The following is a 17,462-nucleotide window of genomic DNA, read 5'->3' as shown; positions in this document are numbered from 1 at the left end:
ACGCAGGACGCCGACAAGGGCTCCAACGACGCTCCGAGACGACTTCTCGAACACCGACGGCGGAGGGCCGCCCTCGGCAATGCGTAAATGTCAAAAACTGGAGGCTGCAATGCTGAAATCCTTTAACAAGACGCTTCTCGGTGCGGCCCTGATCGGCGCATCTCTTGCACCGCACGCTTTCGCCGAGACGACGCTGAACGCGCTTTTCATGGCGCAGGCCGCCTATAGCGAGGCCGACGTGCGTGCCATGACGGATGCCTTCGCCAAGGCGAACCCCGATATCAAGGTCAATCTCGAATTCGTTCCCTATGAAGGTCTGCACGACAAGACGGTGCTGGCCCAGGGTTCCGGCGGTGGCTACGACGTCGTCCTCTTCGATGTTATCTGGCCGGCCGAATACGCCACCAACAAGGGGCTGGTCGACGTCTCCTCGCGCGTCACCGACGAGATGAAGAAAGGCGTGCTGCCGGGCGCCTGGACCACCGTGCAGTATGACGGCAAATATTTCGGCATGCCGTGGATTCTCGATACCAAATACCTGTTCTACAACAAGGAGATCCTTGAAAAGGCCGGCATCAAGGCTCCGCCGAAAACCTGGGACGAGCTGACCGAGCAGGCAAAGACGATCAAGGACAAGGGCTTGCTCGCCACGCCGATCGCCTGGAGTTGGTCGCAGGCCGAAGCGGCGATCTGCGACTACACCACGCTCGTCAGCGCCTATGGCGGTGATTTCCTCAAGGAGGGCAAGCCAGCCTTCCAGACCGGCGGCGGTCTTGATGCGCTGAAATACATGGTCTCCAGCTATTCGTCCGGCCTGACCAATCCGAACTCCAAGGAATTTCTGGAAGAGGACGTCCGCAAGGTCTTCGAAAACGGCGATGCCGCCTTCGCGCTGAACTGGACCTACATGTACAACATGGCCAACGATCCGAAAGACAGCAAAGTCGCGGGCAAGGTCGGCGTCGTCCCGGCACCGGGTGTGGCCGGCAAGAGCCAGGCTTCAGCCGTCAACGGCTCGATGGGCCTCGGCATCACCTCGGCCAGCCAACATCCGGATGAAGCCTGGAAATACATCACCTTCATGACCTCACAGGCGACGCAGAATACCTATGCCAAGCTCAGCCTGCCGATCTGGGCCTCCTCCTATGAGGACCCGGCCGTCACCAAAGGTCAGGAAGAGCTGATCTCTGCCGCCAAGGTCGGCCTTGCCGCGATGTATCCGCGTCCGACGACACCGAAATATCAGGAGCTTTCGACCGCCCTGCAGCAGGCGATTCAGGAATCACTGCTCGGCCAGTCCTCTCCCGAGGACGCACTGAAGTCGGCGGCCGACAATAGCGGCCTCTGATCCGGCTCGGAACCCCGGGCGACGCCAGCCGTCGCCCGGTTTCCAAAACTTAAGAATGAAGAAGGGTCGCCTTGATGTCGGGCACTTGGCTGACAACCCGCGCGTGGCTTTTGATGCTGCCGCTTCTCGTGGTCATGATATCGGTCATCGGCTGGCCTCTGATCGATACTGTCGGCCTCTCCTTCACCGATGCCAAACTCGTCGGCACGGAAGGAAGCTTCGTTGGTATCGACAATTATGCGAAGATGATCTCCGGCTCGAATTTTCAACGCACCCTCAACACCACCGCATGGTTCGCGATCGTCTCGGTCGCCGCCGAAATGGTGATCGGCATTCTGGCCGCCTTGCTGCTGAACCAGCAATTCCGTGGCCGCACCGCGCTTCGCGCCCTGATGATCCTGCCCTGGGCGCTGCCCACCGTCGTCAACGCCACGCTCTGGCGGCTGATCTACAATCCGGAATATGGTGCGCTCAACGCGGCGCTGACCCAGCTCGGCCTGCTCGACGCCTACCGCTCCTGGCTCGGCGAACCGGGCACGGCGCTGGCAGCCCTCATCGTCGCCGACTGCTGGAAGAATTTCCCGCTGGTGGCGCTGATCGCGCTGGCCGCACTCCAGGCCGTGCCGCGCGACATCACCGCCGCCTCGCTCGTCGACGGCGCCGGCGCTGTCGCCCGCTTCCGCTTCGTCATCTTGCCCTATCTCGCCGGCCCGCTGATGGTGGCCTTGGTGCTGCGCACGATCGAAGCCTTCAAGGTGTTCGACATCATCTGGGTCATGACCCGCGGTGGCCCGGCCAATAGCACGCGCACGCTGTCGATCCTCGTCTATCAGGAAGCCTTCTCCTTCCAGCGGGCGGGCTCCGGCGCGTCGTTGGCCTTGATCGTGACGCTGCTGGTGACACTGCTTGCCGCCGGCTACGCCGCCCTGGTGCGCAAGACCGCCGGGAGTGCTGCCTGATGGAACGCCAAAGCCCGCTGTTTTCCGCCTTCATCTATATCTGCGCGCTGCTGCTTGCCGCCGTCATCCTGGCGCCGATCCTCTGGCTGTTCATCATGAGCATCTCGCCGGCCGCCGATCTTGCCGCAAAACCGCTGCGCTGGTGGCCGCAAACGGTGGATTTCTCTCGCTACGCCGTGCTGCTCTCGACGATCGAAAACAGCGCCGGCGCCGCCTTTACCGCGTCGCTGCGCAACAGCATCGAGGTGGCTGGCATGGCGACGATCGCCGCCATCGCGCTTGCAATTCCGGCCGGCTGGGCAGTGTCGCGCACGCCTTCTGTCGGATGGTCGCTATCGATGGTGATCGCCACCTATATGCTGCCGCCGGTAGCCCTCGCCGTGCCGCTCTATATGGGTCTCTCTCATCTCGGCATGCTGAACAACGTCTTCGGCCTTGCCTTGGTCTATCTGACCATCCTGGCACCCTTCACCACCTGGTTGATGAAATCGGGCTTCGATTCCATCCCGCGCGAGATCGAATCCGCCGCGATGATCGACGGCGCCGGCCTATTCCAGACGCTGAGGATCATCACGCTGCCGCTCGCCGGCCCCGTGGTCGCGACATCGAGCCTCTTTGCATTCCTGCTTGCCTGGGATGAATTCTTCTACGCGCTGCTCTTCACCTCGGACCAGCGCGCCAAAACGCTGACAGTCGCCATTGCCGATCTCGCCGGCGGCCGCGTTTCCGATTACGGACTGATCGCCACGGCAGGCGTGCTCGCCGCCCTGCCCCCGGTGCTGATCGGTCTCGTCATGCAACGCGCCCTGATTTCAGGGCTCACCAGCGGCGGCGTCAAGGGATGAACATGACAACAGAAAGAACCCGGCCGGCCGGACTTGCCGCGATCGACCGCGAGATGGCGCGCCAGCATGCCGATGCGATCGCCTCCTATGAAGTTGCCGGGCCGATCGCGACAAGAGCCGCTGCCTCGCTTGAGAAAACCGGCCGGTTGCTCTTGCTCGGCATGGGCGGCTCGCATGCCGTCAACCGCGCCGTCGAACCGCTCTACCGCTCGCTCGGCATCGATACCGTCGCCTTGCCGCTCTCCGAGCAGCTCGGCCAGCCGCTGCCCATTGACGGCAGGACGATCTTCGTCACCTCGCAATCGGGTGAGAGCGCCGAGGTGGTGCGTTGGTTCGACGAGACCGGAGGCACAGAGGAGACCTTCGGCCTGACGCTCGAAGCCAGTTCCTTCCTCGCAAGAACCGCCCCGTCATTGGTGGGCGCCGGCGGCACCGAACTTGCCTTTGCCGCAACCCGCAGCCTGACGGTAACCTTCGCCCTGCATCTGGCAATCCTTTCCGCCCTCGGCGAAGATCCCACGGCCGCACTTGCCGTCCTCAGGGCGCCTGAAGACCATGATATCGCAGCCGCCCTCACCAATCTCGAAGACGTCGCAACGGTCGTCACCTCAGGCCGCCGGCTGCAAGGAATCGCCGAGGCATTGGCGCTCGGATTGACGGAATTGTCGCGCCGCCCCTGCTTCTCGCTTGAAGGCGGCCAGTTGCGCCATGGGCCGATGGAGATGCTGGGGCCGGAAATCGGCGTCGTGCTGTTTCGCGGCTTGGACGAAACAGCCGGTCTGGTGACGGCGATGGCGGTCTCCGCCGTCGAGACCGGCGCACCGGTCATCCTGTTCGACGCATCGGGGCAAGCGCCGATCGTCGGCGCGGTGACAATCCGCTTTGCCGCGGCGACGGGCCTTGCCGCGATCTTCGCCATGCTGCCGATTGCCCAGCGGCTGATGATCGCCTTTGCCGACGGCCGCGTGGAGAATGCGGGAACGCCGGTCCGTTCCACCAAGATCACCCGGAGCGAATGAATGCGGCCGCTTGCAGTCATCGGCAACGTCAACGTCGACTTGATCCTTGGGCCGGCAGCCGCCTGGCCTAAAGCCGGGACGGAAATCATCGTCGATCACGACGAATTACGGGTCGGCGGAGCCGCCGGCAACAGCGCGCTCGCCTGGCAGGCGCTTGGCGTCGAATTCGAGATCGCCGCCAATATCGGCAGTGACCAATTCGGCCGCTGGCTGAGCGAGGCCTTCGGCCACCGCTCCAAGAAGTGGCCCATACGTCCTGAGAAAACGACGCTCTCCGTCGGCATCACTCATCCGGACGGCGAGCGGACCTTCTTCACGACCAAAGGCCATCTGCCACGTTTCAGTCTGGCCGATGTCTTCGCGGTCCTCGACGCAGCGCGCCTTGGGAGCGGTTACGCCCTCCTTTGCGGCTCGTTCTTGACCGACGATCTGACCGAGCAATACGACGCCTTCTTCGACTGGGCCGACAGCCATGACATTACCGTCGCACTCGACACCGGCTGGCCGCTCGACGGTTGGACGCAGGAAAATTGCGCGGCGACACGCACCTGGCTGTCCCGCAGCGGCATCGCGCTGTTGAACGAAATCGAAGCGACGACACTTGCCGGCATCGTCGATCCGATCGAGGCCGCACGTCATATCAGGCTGCATATGCCACAGGATGCGATCGTCGTTGTTAAGCGTGGCCCGGACGGCGCGATCGCGATCGGGCCGGAGGGCGTGTTGGTTTCGGTAGGCGCACCCATTGTCGAAGTTGTCGATACGATCGGTGCCGGCGATGTCTTCAACGCCGCTTTCCTCGCTGCTCTCGCAGGTGATGCGCCGCTGCTTTCCTGCCTGATAGCCGGAACCGAGGTTGCCTCGCGCGCCATCTCAACCCTTCCCCGCAATTATGGCGGTCCGACAACTCTTCAGGAGCCGGTGCGATGAGTGCGCTCGAAATCCAGACCATCCGCAAGTCCTATGGTGATGTCGAGACCCTGAAAGGCATCGACATCTCACTGGAAAGCGGTGAATTCCTCGTGCTGCTCGGCTCGTCGGGCTGCGGCAAATCCACGCTCCTGAATATCATTGCCGGCCTTGCAGAGGCAACGAGCGGGGACGTCAGGATCGGCGGGCGCTCAGTGCTCGGCGTGCATCCGAAGGACCGCGACATCGCCATGGTCTTTCAATCCTATGCGCTCTATCCAAATTTGACGGTGCACAGGAACATCGGCTTCGGGCTGGAAATGCGCAAGGTGCCGGCGGACGACCGCGACAAGGCCGTGCGCGATGCGGCAAAACTGCTGCAGATCGAAAACCTCCTCGAGCGCAAACCGAGCCAGCTTTCCGGCGGCCAGCGCCAGCGCGTGGCGATCGGCCGCGCGCTGGTGCGCAAACCCGAGGTCTTCCTCTTCGACGAGCCGCTTTCCAATCTCGACGCCAAGCTCCGCATGGAGATGCGCACCGAGATCAAGCGGCTGCATCAGATGCTGAAGACCACCGTCGTCTACGTCACCCATGACCAGATCGAGGCGATGACTCTGGCGAGCCGCATCGCCGTCATGCGCGACGGCCGCATCGAGCAGCTCGGTACGCCTGAGGAAATCTACAATCATCCGGCTACGCTCTATGTCGCCACCTTCGTCGGCGCGCCGCCGATGAACCTGCTGAAGGCGACCGTGCGTGACGGCCGTCTGGCGCTTTCAGGCTCCGATGCTACCCTGCCCCTGCCCGCCCGTTTCCGCGACGTAGCCGACAACGGCCGCGACCTCATCCTCGGCATCCGTCCCGAGGCGCTTCGCACCGACGGCGCCGGCCTGTCGATCGAGGCAACCGCCGAGGTTTCGGAACTGACCGGCCCGGAACTCGTCGTCACCGCCCTTGCGGGAAATCAGCGGCTGATGGCCTGCCTGCCGCCGCGCACGCCGATCCGCGACAACAAAAAACTGACCCTCTTCTTCGACGAGGAGGCGATGCATCTCTTCGACCTGGAAACCGGTCTCAGCTGCCTCCGCGAGCGATAGGCCGATCAGGCAACCTGAGCCACTCGTTCAATTCGCTGCGTCGGCAGGCTTTCGCTTGTAAACATGGATATAGTCGACGAGCAGAATGGAAGGGTTCGGCGTTTCATCGATCGGCCATCCCGAGCCGAGCGCCAGATTGACCAGCGGATAGAACGGCATGTGGTACTCCTTCGGGGTGTCGAAGCTCCAGAGATATTGCCGATCCAGATAGAAGGTCGTCTTGTCAGCCTGAATATCGACGCCGTAGGTATGATACTCGCTGTTTAGAATCCCGTCCTCGACCGTTTTCCAATAGCCGCCGGTGGAGTTCTGGCCGCCTTGGCTCTGACGCCAGATATGAAAACCCATGCTGAATTCGTAAGGCGCGCGTCCATAATATTCCAGCACGTCAATCTCGGCTGTGTATTTCGACCGGTCGAGCCCGATGAGCCAGAAGGCCGGCCAGACACCCTTGCCCGGCGGCAGCTTCATCCGTGCTTCGAAATAGCCGAACTGCTGCGAGAAACCTTCACCCTTCGGGTTCACCGATGACAGCAAGCCTGAACGCCAGGTGCCGTCGGCCTCCTTGCGCGCTTCGATCTTCAGAATTCCCTGATCGGTGGTAAACGGAAAGCCGGGAGCCGGATCGGTGAAACGGGCATCACCGAAATCGCCGTTCCAGGGCGTATGAGCGATCCAGCGGGAGCTCTTCTCTCCCCAGGCCGAAACGTCGAGGCTGTCGAAACTCTCGTCGAATGTCAGCTGGTATGCATCGATATTGAGCGGTTCTTGGGCCACGCTGGGCTGGCCGGGCAGCGCGCCTAGACCGAGAACGACGAGCAGACCGAGCCACTTGGCAGATATCCCGTAACGCATTGTTACTCCCTTGAAAACGCTTGAACAAAATCGTCGGGGGCATTTGCCCCGATCATGAGGTGAGAACCTCGTTTCGTCGCGGGATGAGCCTTTGGACGATGATGGTCTCGATGCCGTCGGGCCTTCCGATCATCTGCCACAACAGCAACGCGACAGCCCAGAAAATCCCCGCTGCCGCCCCGCCGAAAAGCGCGAGGCCGACGATAAGATTGACGCCGACAGGCATGGCGACGAGCATCGGCTCCACCCAGAGCAGGAAAGCGATCATCGGCAAGCTCGCAAGCAGAGGCCGGAAAAACGACATCAATTGCGCGGCAAAACTCGCGCCGATCAGCCGCCTGGTGATGACGAGCGATGCGCCATAGGCGACGAGGACCGCTACGATCCGCGCGCCCAGCGCGCCCGACACCTGGAAATAGGCGATAGCCAGAATGGTGACCGGCGCCCTGACGGCGAACTCGATAAACATCCTGAGAGCGACATAGCGGGTATTGTTCATGACCATGGCCAATGGCGGCATCATGTTCGTGGGAAGACCAAGCAGGCTGACAAGGCACAGCCATTGCAGGATCGGCGCGGAGGATGCCCATTTCTCGCCGACGAGGATACGCACGGTCGGCTCGGCGAGAAGGGCAAGAGCGATCAGAATGGGTGCCGCGACGAAGGTGATCGCATTCGTCGCCTTTAGATAGGCAGCAACCAGGTTGCGGCGGTCTTCGACGGTGGAGAATGCCGCCATCAGCGGGCGCAGCAACGGTCCGACGAAGGTCTGGTACGGAATACCCGCGATATTGTCGGCGACGCTGAAGGCACCGAACGTCGACAATCCGGTAAACCGCGGCAGAAGCAGCCGGTCCAGCTGCCAATTGATCGAATTCAGCACCTGCGACACGGTATTCCAGCTGATCATGTCCTGAAAATGCTTCCATTCGGAAAGGCTGAACGTCGGCCGCATCGGCGCAAAGACATAGGACGTGATCATCGCTGCCGTCGGGCCGGCGACCGCTCCGATCGCCAGCCCCCAGTAGCTGCCTGTTGCCACAGCCACACCCACCCCGAACAACAATGTCGATCCCTTGGTGATGAGATCGAGCGCGAACTCGCGTTTGAAATCGAACCGCTGCATGAAAAGAACCATGCGCGGGCTGATCATGCTGCGCATGGCAGGCGCGATCGAAAGAACGGCGACAAGGGCGAAAAGCCTGGGGTCGTCGTAGGCCAGCGCCATTGGCCAGGAGATGATCATCATCAGCAGGCTGATGGCCAGCCCTCTCAGCAGGCTGAGGGTGAAGGCCGTGGCGAACATCTCGTCCGAAGGCGACGATTGGCGCATCAAGGCCTGCGTCAACGGCAGGTCCAGGATCGCCTCGACGATGACCAGGACCGACGTCGCGATGGCGACCAGGCCGAAATCCTCAGGGCTCAGCAGCCTTGCCAGGACAAGGAGGCTGACGAAATCGAGCATCCGCGCAAGAAATTTTCCGCTGATGGTCCAGATGCTCGCCGTCGCCGTCCTCTGAGATACGCTTGACATGATCTGTTTATCTATTCCTCGTCGAGGGCTTGAGACGGTTTCGGGCGGGGCGCGGTAAGGCAGGCAGCTCCGTTCCTTCCCCCTCAACCGTGCCGTCTTCTGAAGACGTCGGCAGACCCATCTCCATGGCTGGACAACTGTTGCTCGATCAGACTGGACAGACGATCGCGGAATACGGCGGCGGAGAATTTCAGCGAGTGCGCACGGATTGCATGCGGATCGATATCGTCCTCGACCGCTTCGAATGCTTCCATCGTTTCCAAAAGGGCTTCCGTCGTCTGTTGCGCGAAGCGAAAGCCGACCTGTGGCGCGGATACGGTTTCCCGGGCGCCGCCCGCGTCGAAAGCCAGAACCGGCCGCCCTGATGCCATGGCTTCCACCGGCAGGATGCCGAAATCCTCCGTGCCGGGAAACAACAGGGCACGGCATCGCGAAAGATGGTCGCGCAGGACGTTGAAGGGCTGATGGCCGAGAAACTCAACGGTCGGGCCGGCGATCGACTTCAGATAAGGTAATTGTTCTCCCTCACCGATGACGACCAGCTTCCGGCCGGCCTCGGTGCAGGCGCGCACCGCGATATCCGGCCGCTTGTAGGTGGTCAGTTGTCCCGCATAGAGATAAAATTCGCCTTTCCCCTTCCCCACCGCAAAATCGTCGGTCGCAACGGGCGGATGAATGACGACGGAGTCCCGATCGTAGAAGCGACGGATGCGGCTTGCGACGTAATCGGAGTTGGCCACGAACACATCGACGCGCGAGGACGTCGTCACGTCCCAGGCGCGCAGCATCGGCGCGGTAATCGACATTAAGGCGCGTCCCACCCAGGGAAGACCATGGCGATAGACATGGAACTGATCCCAAATATAGCGCATGGGCGAATGGCAGTAGCAGACATGGAGAGCGTCGGCGCGCGTGATGATGCCTTTGGCGGGGCCGGATTCGCTCGACAGCACCAGGTCGTAATCCTGCAGATCGAACTGCTCGAGCGCGAAGGGCATCAGCGGCAGCATCTTGGTGTAATGCCGCTGCGCGCCAGGGATCTTCTGCAGGAAAGACGTGCGGATATTCCGCGTCTTCAGAAAATCGCTGATGCGATCCCGGTTGCAGACGAGGGTGAAGATGTCGGCCTGCGGAAACATGCGGCACAGCTCTTCAAGGACCTTTTCACCGCCGCGCATCGAAACGAGCCAGTAATGCACGATGGCGACCCGAAGTTGCCCGGTGTCGCCTGTCCTTCCGGCCTCGGCAACCCGCCTTTTCGCCATGACAGGCGCATCGGTCAGAAAGGCCCTCGCGTCGGGAAGAGAGGTTGTTGCTTTAAGGGTCAACTCAATACTCCTTGTATCGCGACACCGTCTGTCAGCTCGGAAACCGCAGTCGTCGAAATCAGGCTGTGATATTCGGCAAGAAGCGCGTCGCGCCATTCCTCGTGTGTCGAGGCGAGACCCGGGGACAGCCGGAAAGCCCGCTCGCTCATGGCACGGACCTCTTGCCTGGGCATTCGGCTAAATCGCGTCAGAGTGTCGGCAAAGGCGCTTTCATCGGCCGTGTCGCAGGCAAGTGCCATGCCGGCTCTTTCCATTTCCTCGGCGAGAAAGGCGCTACGCGACATGATCACGGGCAGACCGCTCCTGGCCGCTTCGATAGCGACGAGACCGAACGGCTCGGGATAACGCGAGGGCATCAACAGCGCACGCGCCTTGCGGATGGTCGGGCCGATCTCCGCATGCGACTGCCAGCCGACGGCCCTGACGTGATCTCCTGACGCGGAAACCAGCGGCATCAGCGGCCCGTCCCCGATCACGCAAAGCCTGACGCCGGCTCTGCGCGTGGCGGCGACGGCGTCCTCCACGCCTTTCTCCTCGTCCAACCGTCCGATGAACACGAACTCGTCGTTGGCCTCGGCCTCGATCCGTTTGATGGAGAGGGGAGCGACAGGATTGCGGATCGTCGTCAGCCGTTCGGGCCGATAGCCGGCGCCGACGAGAAAGCTCGCCATCTTCTCGTGCAGCAGAATGATCCGGGCGAAATCGGCCTTATCCTTCAGGAGTCGGAGGATATTGGACCCGCGCGCGACACGCCACAATTTGTGCGAATAACTTCTCTTGTCGCAAGCCGTCGCAATGCAGCTTCCGCCGAGCGGGCGTCGCAGGCAGATCTCCTGCGCCTGATAGTCGAAGAAGGCACCGTTGGGGCAGGCCGTGAAGAAATCATGCGCGTGAACCACGCATCGTCTGGCGACCGGCACCAAAGCCCTGAAAATCGCGGGGGACAGAATCTGGTGCCAGCCATGCACATGGTAGATGGTGTTGGCGGTATCGTTTGCAGCAATCCAGTTCGCGACCATGCGGACGGCGGCGCCATTGTGAATGCCGGTGACGAACGCCTTCGCACGCTCGGCACTGAGCAGGTCGCGGCTTTTCAGTCCGACCATCGAGACTCCGAGCGCGGCAAGCTCCGCATTGGCGGCGTCATCTCCGCAAATATAGGTCACCGGAATGCCGAGCCCGCGAAAAAGCTTGGCAGACAGCACTGCCAGGCCTGTCGCCCCACCTCTGGCCACCGAGTAGTCGTCGATAATGACCACGCGATCGATCTTTGTCGTGCCAGGGCCGGGAAACCGGCCGACGCGTGCGGTGGATCGGATGGCCTCGGAAGGCGACAGGCGCATCATTTCACCGAAGCCGCACCGTTGGCACAGGCTTCCAGCGCCTTTCGGTTCAGAATACGGATCTTGCCCTGCCCCCCGTCGATGATCTTGCCTTCACGCAGGCGCCGCAGGCATTGATTGACCTTCTCGCGGGAGGCCGGCAGCGTCGCGGCCAGATCATTTTGCGAGATGATCAGTTCGTCCCCACTGTTTGCTGCATCTTTTCCATAAACGGCGGAGAGCCGCAGCAGTGTGCTGGCCAGCCTCGACTGCAGGCTCGAAGCTGCATTGGCAACGATCCGGAGTTCGAGCTCCGAAATACGCGCCAGCGCCCTGGAGAAGACCTTTTCGCGAAAGCTGGGATCGCTGGCATACATGTCGCGCAGCAGGCGGCCTTCGAAGAAGTGCAACTCGCAGTTGGAACCGGCTCGGTATTCAAGGCTCAACGTCTGCCTGCGCAAGACCTCGAGCTCGCCGATCAGGCCCGATTTCGGGATGATCTCAACGATAAACTCTCTGCCGTCGGGCAGCATCGTGCTTGCGCTGACCACCCCCGAATGCACGCGAGCGAACATATCGATCAGGACGCCGGCCCCGGCGATGACCTCGCCGCGCCGGAAACGCCGGACGCTCGACCGGCACGAAAGGAATTCGTCGTCGAGCACCATGCGGTTGCCGAGATGAATGCCGCCGCTAGCCGATATCGCCGCCTTGCCGACCCCGGCCCTGCGATCTGATGCGTGTGTCACCCCGTCCATGCGCATAACTCCAGTACTCGAATAACGATAGGCAATGCTGCACTGCATCATTTATATTACCTTAATATCCAAGTCAAATAACATCACCGAGAGACAGCGTAAAGGTGAAGACTATATTTGGGTCAAAAACAAAAATACATCAGTGGCGCAATCAAAAACCCGAGGAAACCAAAGAACGATCGTATGATTGGGGCAAGGTGCTTATTAAAAAGTCATTCCAGTTAAAAAACAGACACAATCGAAATGATGATTGCAAAAATATAAATGAATTTCAGTGGATTAATCACCTTTAACTAGGTTAGATTGCCTTTTAGAATGAAAATAATTCGCCGAAAGAAACAATCAGAGTTATTTTCTGTCGTTTAGTAGCATAAAGAATTTATTAAGGATTATGACCTTGGTAACAGACAATCAGAGTGCGGCGCAGCAAAGTTTCAACGGTTCTTAATCGGAAAGTTTTGGAGACCCCCAATGGCATGGGAAGCACATAGTTTCGAGGCATGGTCGCGTGACGGAAGGTCTGCGAATGGCGGCGATCTGAATGCGTCCCGGCCTCGTGCAGCAGGCAGATCGTCCAAGCGCGCACTCGACCTCCTGATGGCGATCACCGCCCTGTTCCTGCTTTCCCCGCTTCTTTTGGTTGTCGCCTTGATCGTAAAGGTCTCCGACCGCGGCCCGGTCTTCTACTCCCATACGCGCATCGGCTTCGGCGGATCGCCATTCGGCTGCCTCAAATTTCGCACGATGAAGACCGATGCGAGTGCTCAGCTTGCCGAATTGCTCGAAAACAACCCGGTTGCGCGCAGCGAGTGGGAAGCGACACACAAGCTGAAAGACGATCCGAGAATTACAACCGTCGGCGACATTCTGAGGCGGTCGAGCATCGACGAGCTGCCCCAATTGTTTAATGTCCTGCGCGGCGAAATGAGCCTCGTCGGCCCTCGGCCAATCACCGTCGAGGAATTGCCGCGCTACGGCGAGCATATTTGGGCGTACATGGCAGTCCGCCCCGGCCTGACGGGTCATTGGCAAACCAGCGGGCGCAACGATGTCAGCTACGAGCACCGGGTTTCCCTCGACGTTCACTATCTCGATAACTGGTCGCTCGGCCGGGACTTGATCATCATAGCCAAGACCATTCCCGCACTGTTTTCGCAGCGGGGCTCGTACTGAGCAACGGGGGAGAGCTGCCGATCATGCCTGAAATCGGAAGACATGCACCTCTCTCCGTCCCCTCCACGCTGCAGGTATCTGATCACCCGGCACCTGGTTACTCCGTGATATCGCCATTTTGGATTAGGACGACATGACATCGAGCACGATCTTCAGCGGCGTTTCTCCGATATCTCTGCCTGCCGCAACAACTGGGGGGAATTCACCGCTGACTTTGCGGGATATGCTTTTCTTTCTCAGAATGCGCTGGCCGTGGATTGTGGCGACGACGATCGCCTTCCTCGTATTGGCGGGGAGCTACGTACTGACCGCCGAGCCGACTTTCGTTGCCAGCACGCAACTTGTCATCTTTCCCCAGGTGAGCGGCTCCGAAGCACAAAGGGCATTTGCGGAAGATGCATTCATAGAGGGACAGCTGGAAATCGCCAGATCCAGCGACGTCGTCGGCGGAACGGTAACGGCGCTTGATCTCGACAACGATCCGGAATTCGTCGATCAGGCGCCTTCGCTGCAGGACAGGGCAAAGAATTGGCTGACGGGCCTTTCTTCGCAGCAGGATACGCCATCGCAGGCAGCGACGGACAAGGGAACGGGAGAAGCGCAGCCGGAGGGGGAGCGGCTCCATGACTGGGCGACGGCCACGTTGCTGAACATGACGGAAATACGCCGGATCGGAAGTTCGACGGTCATCGAGATATCGGCCGCGGCAACGACCCCCCAGAAAGCTGTCGACATCGCCGACACGCTCGCCAGGCAATATATTCAGAAGAATATCTCCATGAAGGCCAACGCCGCCCGCCAATACAGCGACTGGCTGGCGAAGTTCATAACCGAGCAACAGCGTGGACTTGCCGAAGCTGCCAGCGCCTTGGCTGGTTTTACGAGCAATCCGCGCGATCAGTTCAAGCTTGCGGAGCTGCAAAGCGCAACGGACGCTCGCCGCACCCTTTACGAAAGCACCTTGAACCAGCTTACCGAAGCCAAGCAGCGCATCACCTACCCGGTGTCCGATGCCACGATCGTTTCGCGAGCCACGCTGCCGCTTTCGAAGGCCAGGCCACGCAGCACGCTCATCCTCGCCTTTGCGGCGGCGGTCGGTCTTGGTCTCGGCCTGGCACTTGCCATGATAAGGCACGCCGGTGATCGCCGGATCATCCGTCCCCATCAGATCGCCGATGCTGCTGGACTGCCCTTCGTCACTCTGCTGGCGACATCGAAAAGGACCAGCAATCGACACCCTGCGCATTTCCTTGCCGCCGGCACGGATAGGAGCACTGCCGCCTATCCTGATATCCCAGGCATGGCGGAACTGAGCGCGACGGTCGTCGGTCTTCGGCGCAAACGCCGGGTCGTCATCGGAATCGTCGCCATCGACCCCGGCAGCGGGGCATCGACCATCGCGTGTGAACTTGCCATGCTGTCGGCGATATCAGGAGCTCAGACGCTGCTGATCGATGCGGCTGCACAGAAATCGTCGCTCAGCAAATCGATCGCGCCCCATAGTTCCACCGGCCTCGTCGATGTCCTCGACAATGGAGAACTGATTCAGACGGCGGCATTGCCGCTCACCCCGACGCTGAAATTCCTTCCGCTCGGCGATGTCGAAGCGGTGACGCCGGCCATTCGCCTGAGCTCCCGTCGCACACAGTTGAGCTTCGCCGATCTGAAAAAGGAATTCGACGCCATATTCGTCGACATTTCCGCATTCTCCGCTTCGCCGGATGCCAATGCGATCGCGCCGGAACTGGACGGCGTCCTCATCGTCACCTCGCACGGCCGCACCTCGATCGACGATACCATGCGCGTCATCGACACGATGCGGAACGTCGGGGCGGAGATCCTCGGCGCGATCATCAACCATGCACCGAAGAGAATGCAGTCATGACCTCGTTTTCGGCAGGAGCAACCAAGCAGGGCGAGCCAATCGGGCCGGCGCCTGGTCCTTGCGGCACTGAAGCCGCGGCAGGGCGCGCGAGCCGCCCATTGCGAATTGCCATCGGGATTGCTTCGGCAGGCCGCCCCTCGATCCTGCGGGAGACGGTCGATTATCTCACCGGGCTGCCCGATCAGGCTGAGCGGCTGATCGTCTGCGTGCCCTTGATCGACGATGCCGCCGGGCTTGCCGACCGCGTCGACGTGGACGTCATCGTCGGTAGCCGTGGCCTGACCTCTCAACGCAACAGGATCATCGAGGCCGCCGCGGCCGATACGGATATTCTGATCTTCCTGGACGACGACTTCATTCCCGCCGCAACCTTTCTGTCGCGGATTGCGGCCGTTTTTGCGCTAAGGCCCAACGTGGCGATCGCCACCGGCGAGGTCCTGGCCGACGGCATCCTCGACGGCGGCCTCAGCATGTCAACGGCGCTGCAGGTTCTTGAAACGGCCGGCGAAGCGGCCGAACAGGTGACGGAGGTCTATAACGCCTACGGATGCAACATGGCGGTTCGCCTTTCATCCGTCATCGAGCATGCGCTGACTTTTGACGAGCAGCTGCCGCTCTACGGCTGGCTCGAGGATGTCGATTTCAGCAGGTGCATCGCCCGCTACGGCAGGTCCGTGCGTGTCGAAGGCGCCCGCGGCGTGCATCTCGGCGTCAGATCCGGGCGTCAGCCCGGCCGAAGACTCGGCTATTCGCAGGTTGCCAATCCTGTCTATCTGATCCGCAAGGGCACGATGTCCAAGGGCCGTGCAATCGCACAGATCGGCCGCAACATTCTGGCGAACGCCTCGGGCCTATTGTTCAAAGACCGCTTGATCGACCGTTGGGGACGTTTGAATGGCAATTTGCTGGCGCTTTCCGATCTTCTTGTCGGCCGCGCCTCTCCGTCCCGCATTCTCGAACTCGGCAATCCGCCGCCGCGCGAGATGACTTCGCCGTCGATCGCAACGAAACGGAGATAGATCAATGCAACCTACATCCTTGTCCGATCGCGCCATCTCCGCCGCACTCGCCTTGCTGGCTTTCTGCTGCCTGACCGGCTGGAGCGTCGCCCATGCACAGACATTTACCCTCGTACCGGAAGACAAGGTAAGACTGCGCGTCGTCGAATGGCGCTCTTCGGATTCCCGCTATGCCAGCTGGGAGGCTCTCGACGGCGTCTATACCGTCGACGATACCGGCGACCTGTCGATCCCGATCGCCGGCCACGTGCAAGCAACCGGAAAGACAACTGAGGAGCTCGCCGATGCCATCGCCGGCGCGCTGGCCGAAAAGGCGGAACTCCCGGGCAAGCCGTACATCGCCCTGGAGATTGCCGAGCATGCACCGATCTTCGTGACCGGAACCGTGCAAACTCCCGGACGCTATCCGTTTGAACCCAACATGACCGTCATGAAGGTGGTCAGCATCGCTGGTGGTTTCCAGCGGGAACGCGAGGATAATACCTATTTCGAGCGCGACCGGATCCAGGCTGCCGGCGCCTACCGAACGGCCGTTCTCAACCGGCGCGATCTGTTGATGCGGCAGGCGCGGCTGCGCGCGGAGATCGCTGGCGAGCAGAGTTTCGAAATTCCTGGCGAACTCGTGGGAACGCCCGATATAGACAAGCTGAAGGCACAGGAATTGAACCTGATGCGGCTGCGGCGCGTCGATATCGACAGCCAGATCGAAGCGGCGAATGATCTGACCCGTCTCTATGGCCAGCAGGTCGAGTCGCTTGCGGCCAAGATCAATTCGCAAAAGCGGCAGATCGACCTTGCCCAAAAGGAATTGGACAATGTCAACAGCCTAGTGAGCAAAGGCTTGGTCAGCAATTCCCGCCAGGTCTCGGTCGACCGCGGGGTTGCGGATGCACAAGGCACCCTGATCGATCTCGAAGTTGCCCTGACCACGGCTCGCCAGGGCCTCAGCGAAGCCGACCGTTCCAAGATCAACATCGTTAACCGGCAGAACAGCGAAAACCAGGACTTGCTCAATCAGGTCAATCTGGCGATCGGCAGGGCGGCGATCGATATCCAGGTGGCCCAGCTTCTCGGCGAACAGGCCGGCTACGACGCTCAACTCGCCCAGATCAGCACCGACGTGCCGGGTCTCAGCAGAGCGCAGAAGAACTACAGGATCGTGCGTCGCAATGACGACGGAACCTATCGCACCATCGTGGCGGACGAGCAAACCGCATTGCTGCCGCACGATCTGGTCGAGGTCGGTTTAGACACGAGCCTTCAGGGCTCATCCCAGTCGCCGCAGGCCGCGCCGCAGAAACAGAGTTCGACAGTCCCGTCGTCCGATGTGGCCGGGGACAGTCGGTCGGCCCCCGGTTGGGTATCTCAGGCGGGATCGAATTAGGTGGCGGTGGTGATCATTGGCCGCATA

15 protein-coding genes are annotated in these 17,462 nt (G+C 61.0%); 10 read left to right on the top strand and 5 right to left on the bottom strand.

What is annotated here, in order from left to right; genetic code table 11:
• Positions 1-109 precede the first annotated feature (109 nt).
• From GR197_RS29770 to GR197_RS29745, 6 genes are all read left to right on the top strand, one after another.
• Positions 110-1,348: an extracellular solute-binding protein gene (locus GR197_RS29770; RefSeq protein WP_164016147.1), complete on the top strand. Its 1,239-nt coding sequence runs from the start codon at positions 110-112 to the stop codon at positions 1,346-1,348.
• Between the two features lie 74 nt (positions 1,349-1,422).
• Positions 1,423-2,307 (top strand): carbohydrate ABC transporter permease, encoded by an 885-nt coding sequence (locus GR197_RS29765; RefSeq protein ID WP_164016171.1) that lies wholly within the window; start codon positions 1,423-1,425, stop codon positions 2,305-2,307.
• Positions 2,307-3,152 carry a carbohydrate ABC transporter permease gene (locus GR197_RS29760; RefSeq protein WP_164016145.1) on the top strand — a complete coding sequence of 282 codons (846 nt, stop codon included), beginning with the start codon at positions 2,307-2,309 and terminating at the stop codon, positions 3,150-3,152. Before GR197_RS29765 ends, GR197_RS29760 begins: the two co-directional genes overlap by 1 nt.
• Entirely contained in the window at positions 3,149-4,171 is a 1,023-nt protein-coding gene (locus tag GR197_RS29755) for an SIS domain-containing protein (protein WP_164016143.1), read from the top strand. The genes GR197_RS29760 and GR197_RS29755 overlap by 4 nt, the downstream gene beginning before the upstream one ends.
• Positions 4,172-5,101, top strand: coding sequence for a PfkB family carbohydrate kinase (locus GR197_RS29750; RefSeq protein WP_164016141.1), 930 nt, complete (start codon positions 4,172-4,174; stop codon positions 5,099-5,101).
• Entirely contained in the window at positions 5,098-6,177 is a 1,080-nt protein-coding gene (locus GR197_RS29745; protein WP_164016140.1) for an ABC transporter ATP-binding protein, read from the top strand. The genes GR197_RS29750 and GR197_RS29745 overlap by 4 nt, the downstream gene beginning before the upstream one ends.
• A gap of 27 nt (positions 6,178-6,204) precedes the next feature.
• Here the strand turns inward: GR197_RS29745 and GR197_RS29740 are convergent, their stop codons facing one another.
• The 5 genes from GR197_RS29740 to GR197_RS29720 all read right to left on the bottom strand — a co-directional run bounded on the left by GR197_RS29740 (position 6,205) and on the right by GR197_RS29720 (position 11,974).
• Positions 6,205-7,032, bottom strand: coding sequence for a glycoside hydrolase family 16 protein (locus tag GR197_RS29740; RefSeq protein ID WP_164016138.1), 828 nt, complete (start codon positions 7,030-7,032; stop codon positions 6,205-6,207).
• A gap of 52 nt (positions 7,033-7,084) precedes the next feature.
• Positions 7,085-8,566 (bottom strand): lipopolysaccharide biosynthesis protein, encoded by a 1,482-nt coding sequence (locus GR197_RS29735; RefSeq protein WP_164016136.1) that lies wholly within the window; start codon positions 8,564-8,566, stop codon positions 7,085-7,087.
• Between the two features lie 83 nt (positions 8,567-8,649).
• Entirely contained in the window at positions 8,650-9,894 is a 1,245-nt protein-coding gene (locus tag GR197_RS29730; protein WP_164016134.1) for a glycosyltransferase family 4 protein, read from the bottom strand.
• Entirely contained in the window at positions 9,891-11,237 is a 1,347-nt protein-coding gene (locus tag GR197_RS29725) for a glycosyltransferase family 4 protein (RefSeq protein WP_164016132.1), read from the bottom strand. Before GR197_RS29725 ends, GR197_RS29730 begins: the two co-directional genes overlap by 4 nt.
• Positions 11,237-11,974 (bottom strand): Crp/Fnr family transcriptional regulator, encoded by a 738-nt coding sequence (locus GR197_RS29720; protein ID WP_164016130.1) that lies wholly within the window; start codon positions 11,972-11,974, stop codon positions 11,237-11,239. The genes GR197_RS29725 and GR197_RS29720 overlap by 1 nt, the downstream gene beginning before the upstream one ends.
• A gap of 471 nt (positions 11,975-12,445) precedes the next feature.
• Between GR197_RS29720 and GR197_RS29715 the strand changes: the two genes are divergently transcribed.
• From GR197_RS29715 to GR197_RS29700, 4 genes are all read left to right on the top strand, one after another.
• Positions 12,446-13,147 (top strand): sugar transferase, encoded by a 702-nt coding sequence (locus GR197_RS29715; RefSeq protein ID WP_164016129.1) that lies wholly within the window; start codon positions 12,446-12,448, stop codon positions 13,145-13,147.
• Between the two features lie 133 nt (positions 13,148-13,280).
• A complete protein-coding gene (locus GR197_RS29710) occupies positions 13,281-15,032 on the top strand; it encodes a GumC family protein (protein WP_164016127.1) in 1,752 nt (583 codons plus the stop codon).
• Complete coding sequence (locus tag GR197_RS29705) at positions 15,029-16,051, top strand: glycosyltransferase family 2 protein (RefSeq protein WP_204330460.1); 1,023 nt, start codon at positions 15,029-15,031, stop codon at positions 16,049-16,051. Before GR197_RS29710 ends, GR197_RS29705 begins: the two co-directional genes overlap by 4 nt.
• A gap of 4 nt (positions 16,052-16,055) precedes the next feature.
• Positions 16,056-17,435 carry a polysaccharide biosynthesis/export family protein gene (locus GR197_RS29700; protein ID WP_164016125.1) on the top strand — a complete coding sequence of 460 codons (1,380 nt, stop codon included), beginning with the start codon at positions 16,056-16,058 and terminating at the stop codon, positions 17,433-17,435.
• Positions 17,436-17,462: the final 27 nt, after the last annotated feature.

It is taken from the genome of Rhizobium phaseoli (assembly GCF_010668805.1).
Taxonomy (GTDB): Bacteria; Pseudomonadota; Alphaproteobacteria; order Rhizobiales; family Rhizobiaceae; genus Rhizobium; species Rhizobium phaseoli_A.
Note: the sequence above shows the minus strand (reverse complement) of the source record. Positions and strands in the feature narration are given on the sequence as shown.

Coding starts and splice junctions, on each gene's coding strand:
- GR197_RS29725 (WP_164016132.1), bottom strand. CDS start 11,237: ATGCGCCTGTCGCCTTCCGAGGCCATCCGATCCACCGCACGCGTCGGC.
- GR197_RS29750 (WP_164016141.1), top strand. CDS start 4,172: ATGCGGCCGCTTGCAGTCATCGGCAACGTCAACGTCGACTTGATCCTT.
- GR197_RS29760 (WP_164016145.1), top strand. CDS start 2,307: ATGGAACGCCAAAGCCCGCTGTTTTCCGCCTTCATCTATATCTGCGCG.
- GR197_RS29735 (WP_164016136.1), bottom strand. CDS start 8,566: ATGTCAAGCGTATCTCAGAGGACGGCGACGGCGAGCATCTGGACCATC.
- GR197_RS29710 (WP_164016127.1), top strand. CDS start 13,281: ATGACATCGAGCACGATCTTCAGCGGCGTTTCTCCGATATCTCTGCCT.
- GR197_RS29720 (WP_164016130.1), bottom strand. CDS start 11,974: ATGGACGGGGTGACACACGCATCAGATCGCAGGGCCGGGGTCGGCAAG.
- GR197_RS29700 (WP_164016125.1), top strand. CDS start 16,056: ATGCAACCTACATCCTTGTCCGATCGCGCCATCTCCGCCGCACTCGCC.
- GR197_RS29715 (WP_164016129.1), top strand. CDS start 12,446: ATGGCATGGGAAGCACATAGTTTCGAGGCATGGTCGCGTGACGGAAGG.
- GR197_RS29745 (WP_164016140.1), top strand. CDS start 5,098: ATGAGTGCGCTCGAAATCCAGACCATCCGCAAGTCCTATGGTGATGTC.
- GR197_RS29765 (WP_164016171.1), top strand. CDS start 1,423: ATGTCGGGCACTTGGCTGACAACCCGCGCGTGGCTTTTGATGCTGCCG.
- GR197_RS29705 (WP_204330460.1), top strand. CDS start 15,029: ATGACCTCGTTTTCGGCAGGAGCAACCAAGCAGGGCGAGCCAATCGGG.
- GR197_RS29740 (WP_164016138.1), bottom strand. CDS start 7,032: ATGCGTTACGGGATATCTGCCAAGTGGCTCGGTCTGCTCGTCGTTCTC.
- GR197_RS29770 (WP_164016147.1), top strand. CDS start 110: ATGCTGAAATCCTTTAACAAGACGCTTCTCGGTGCGGCCCTGATCGGC.
- GR197_RS29755 (WP_164016143.1), top strand. CDS start 3,149: ATGAACATGACAACAGAAAGAACCCGGCCGGCCGGACTTGCCGCGATC.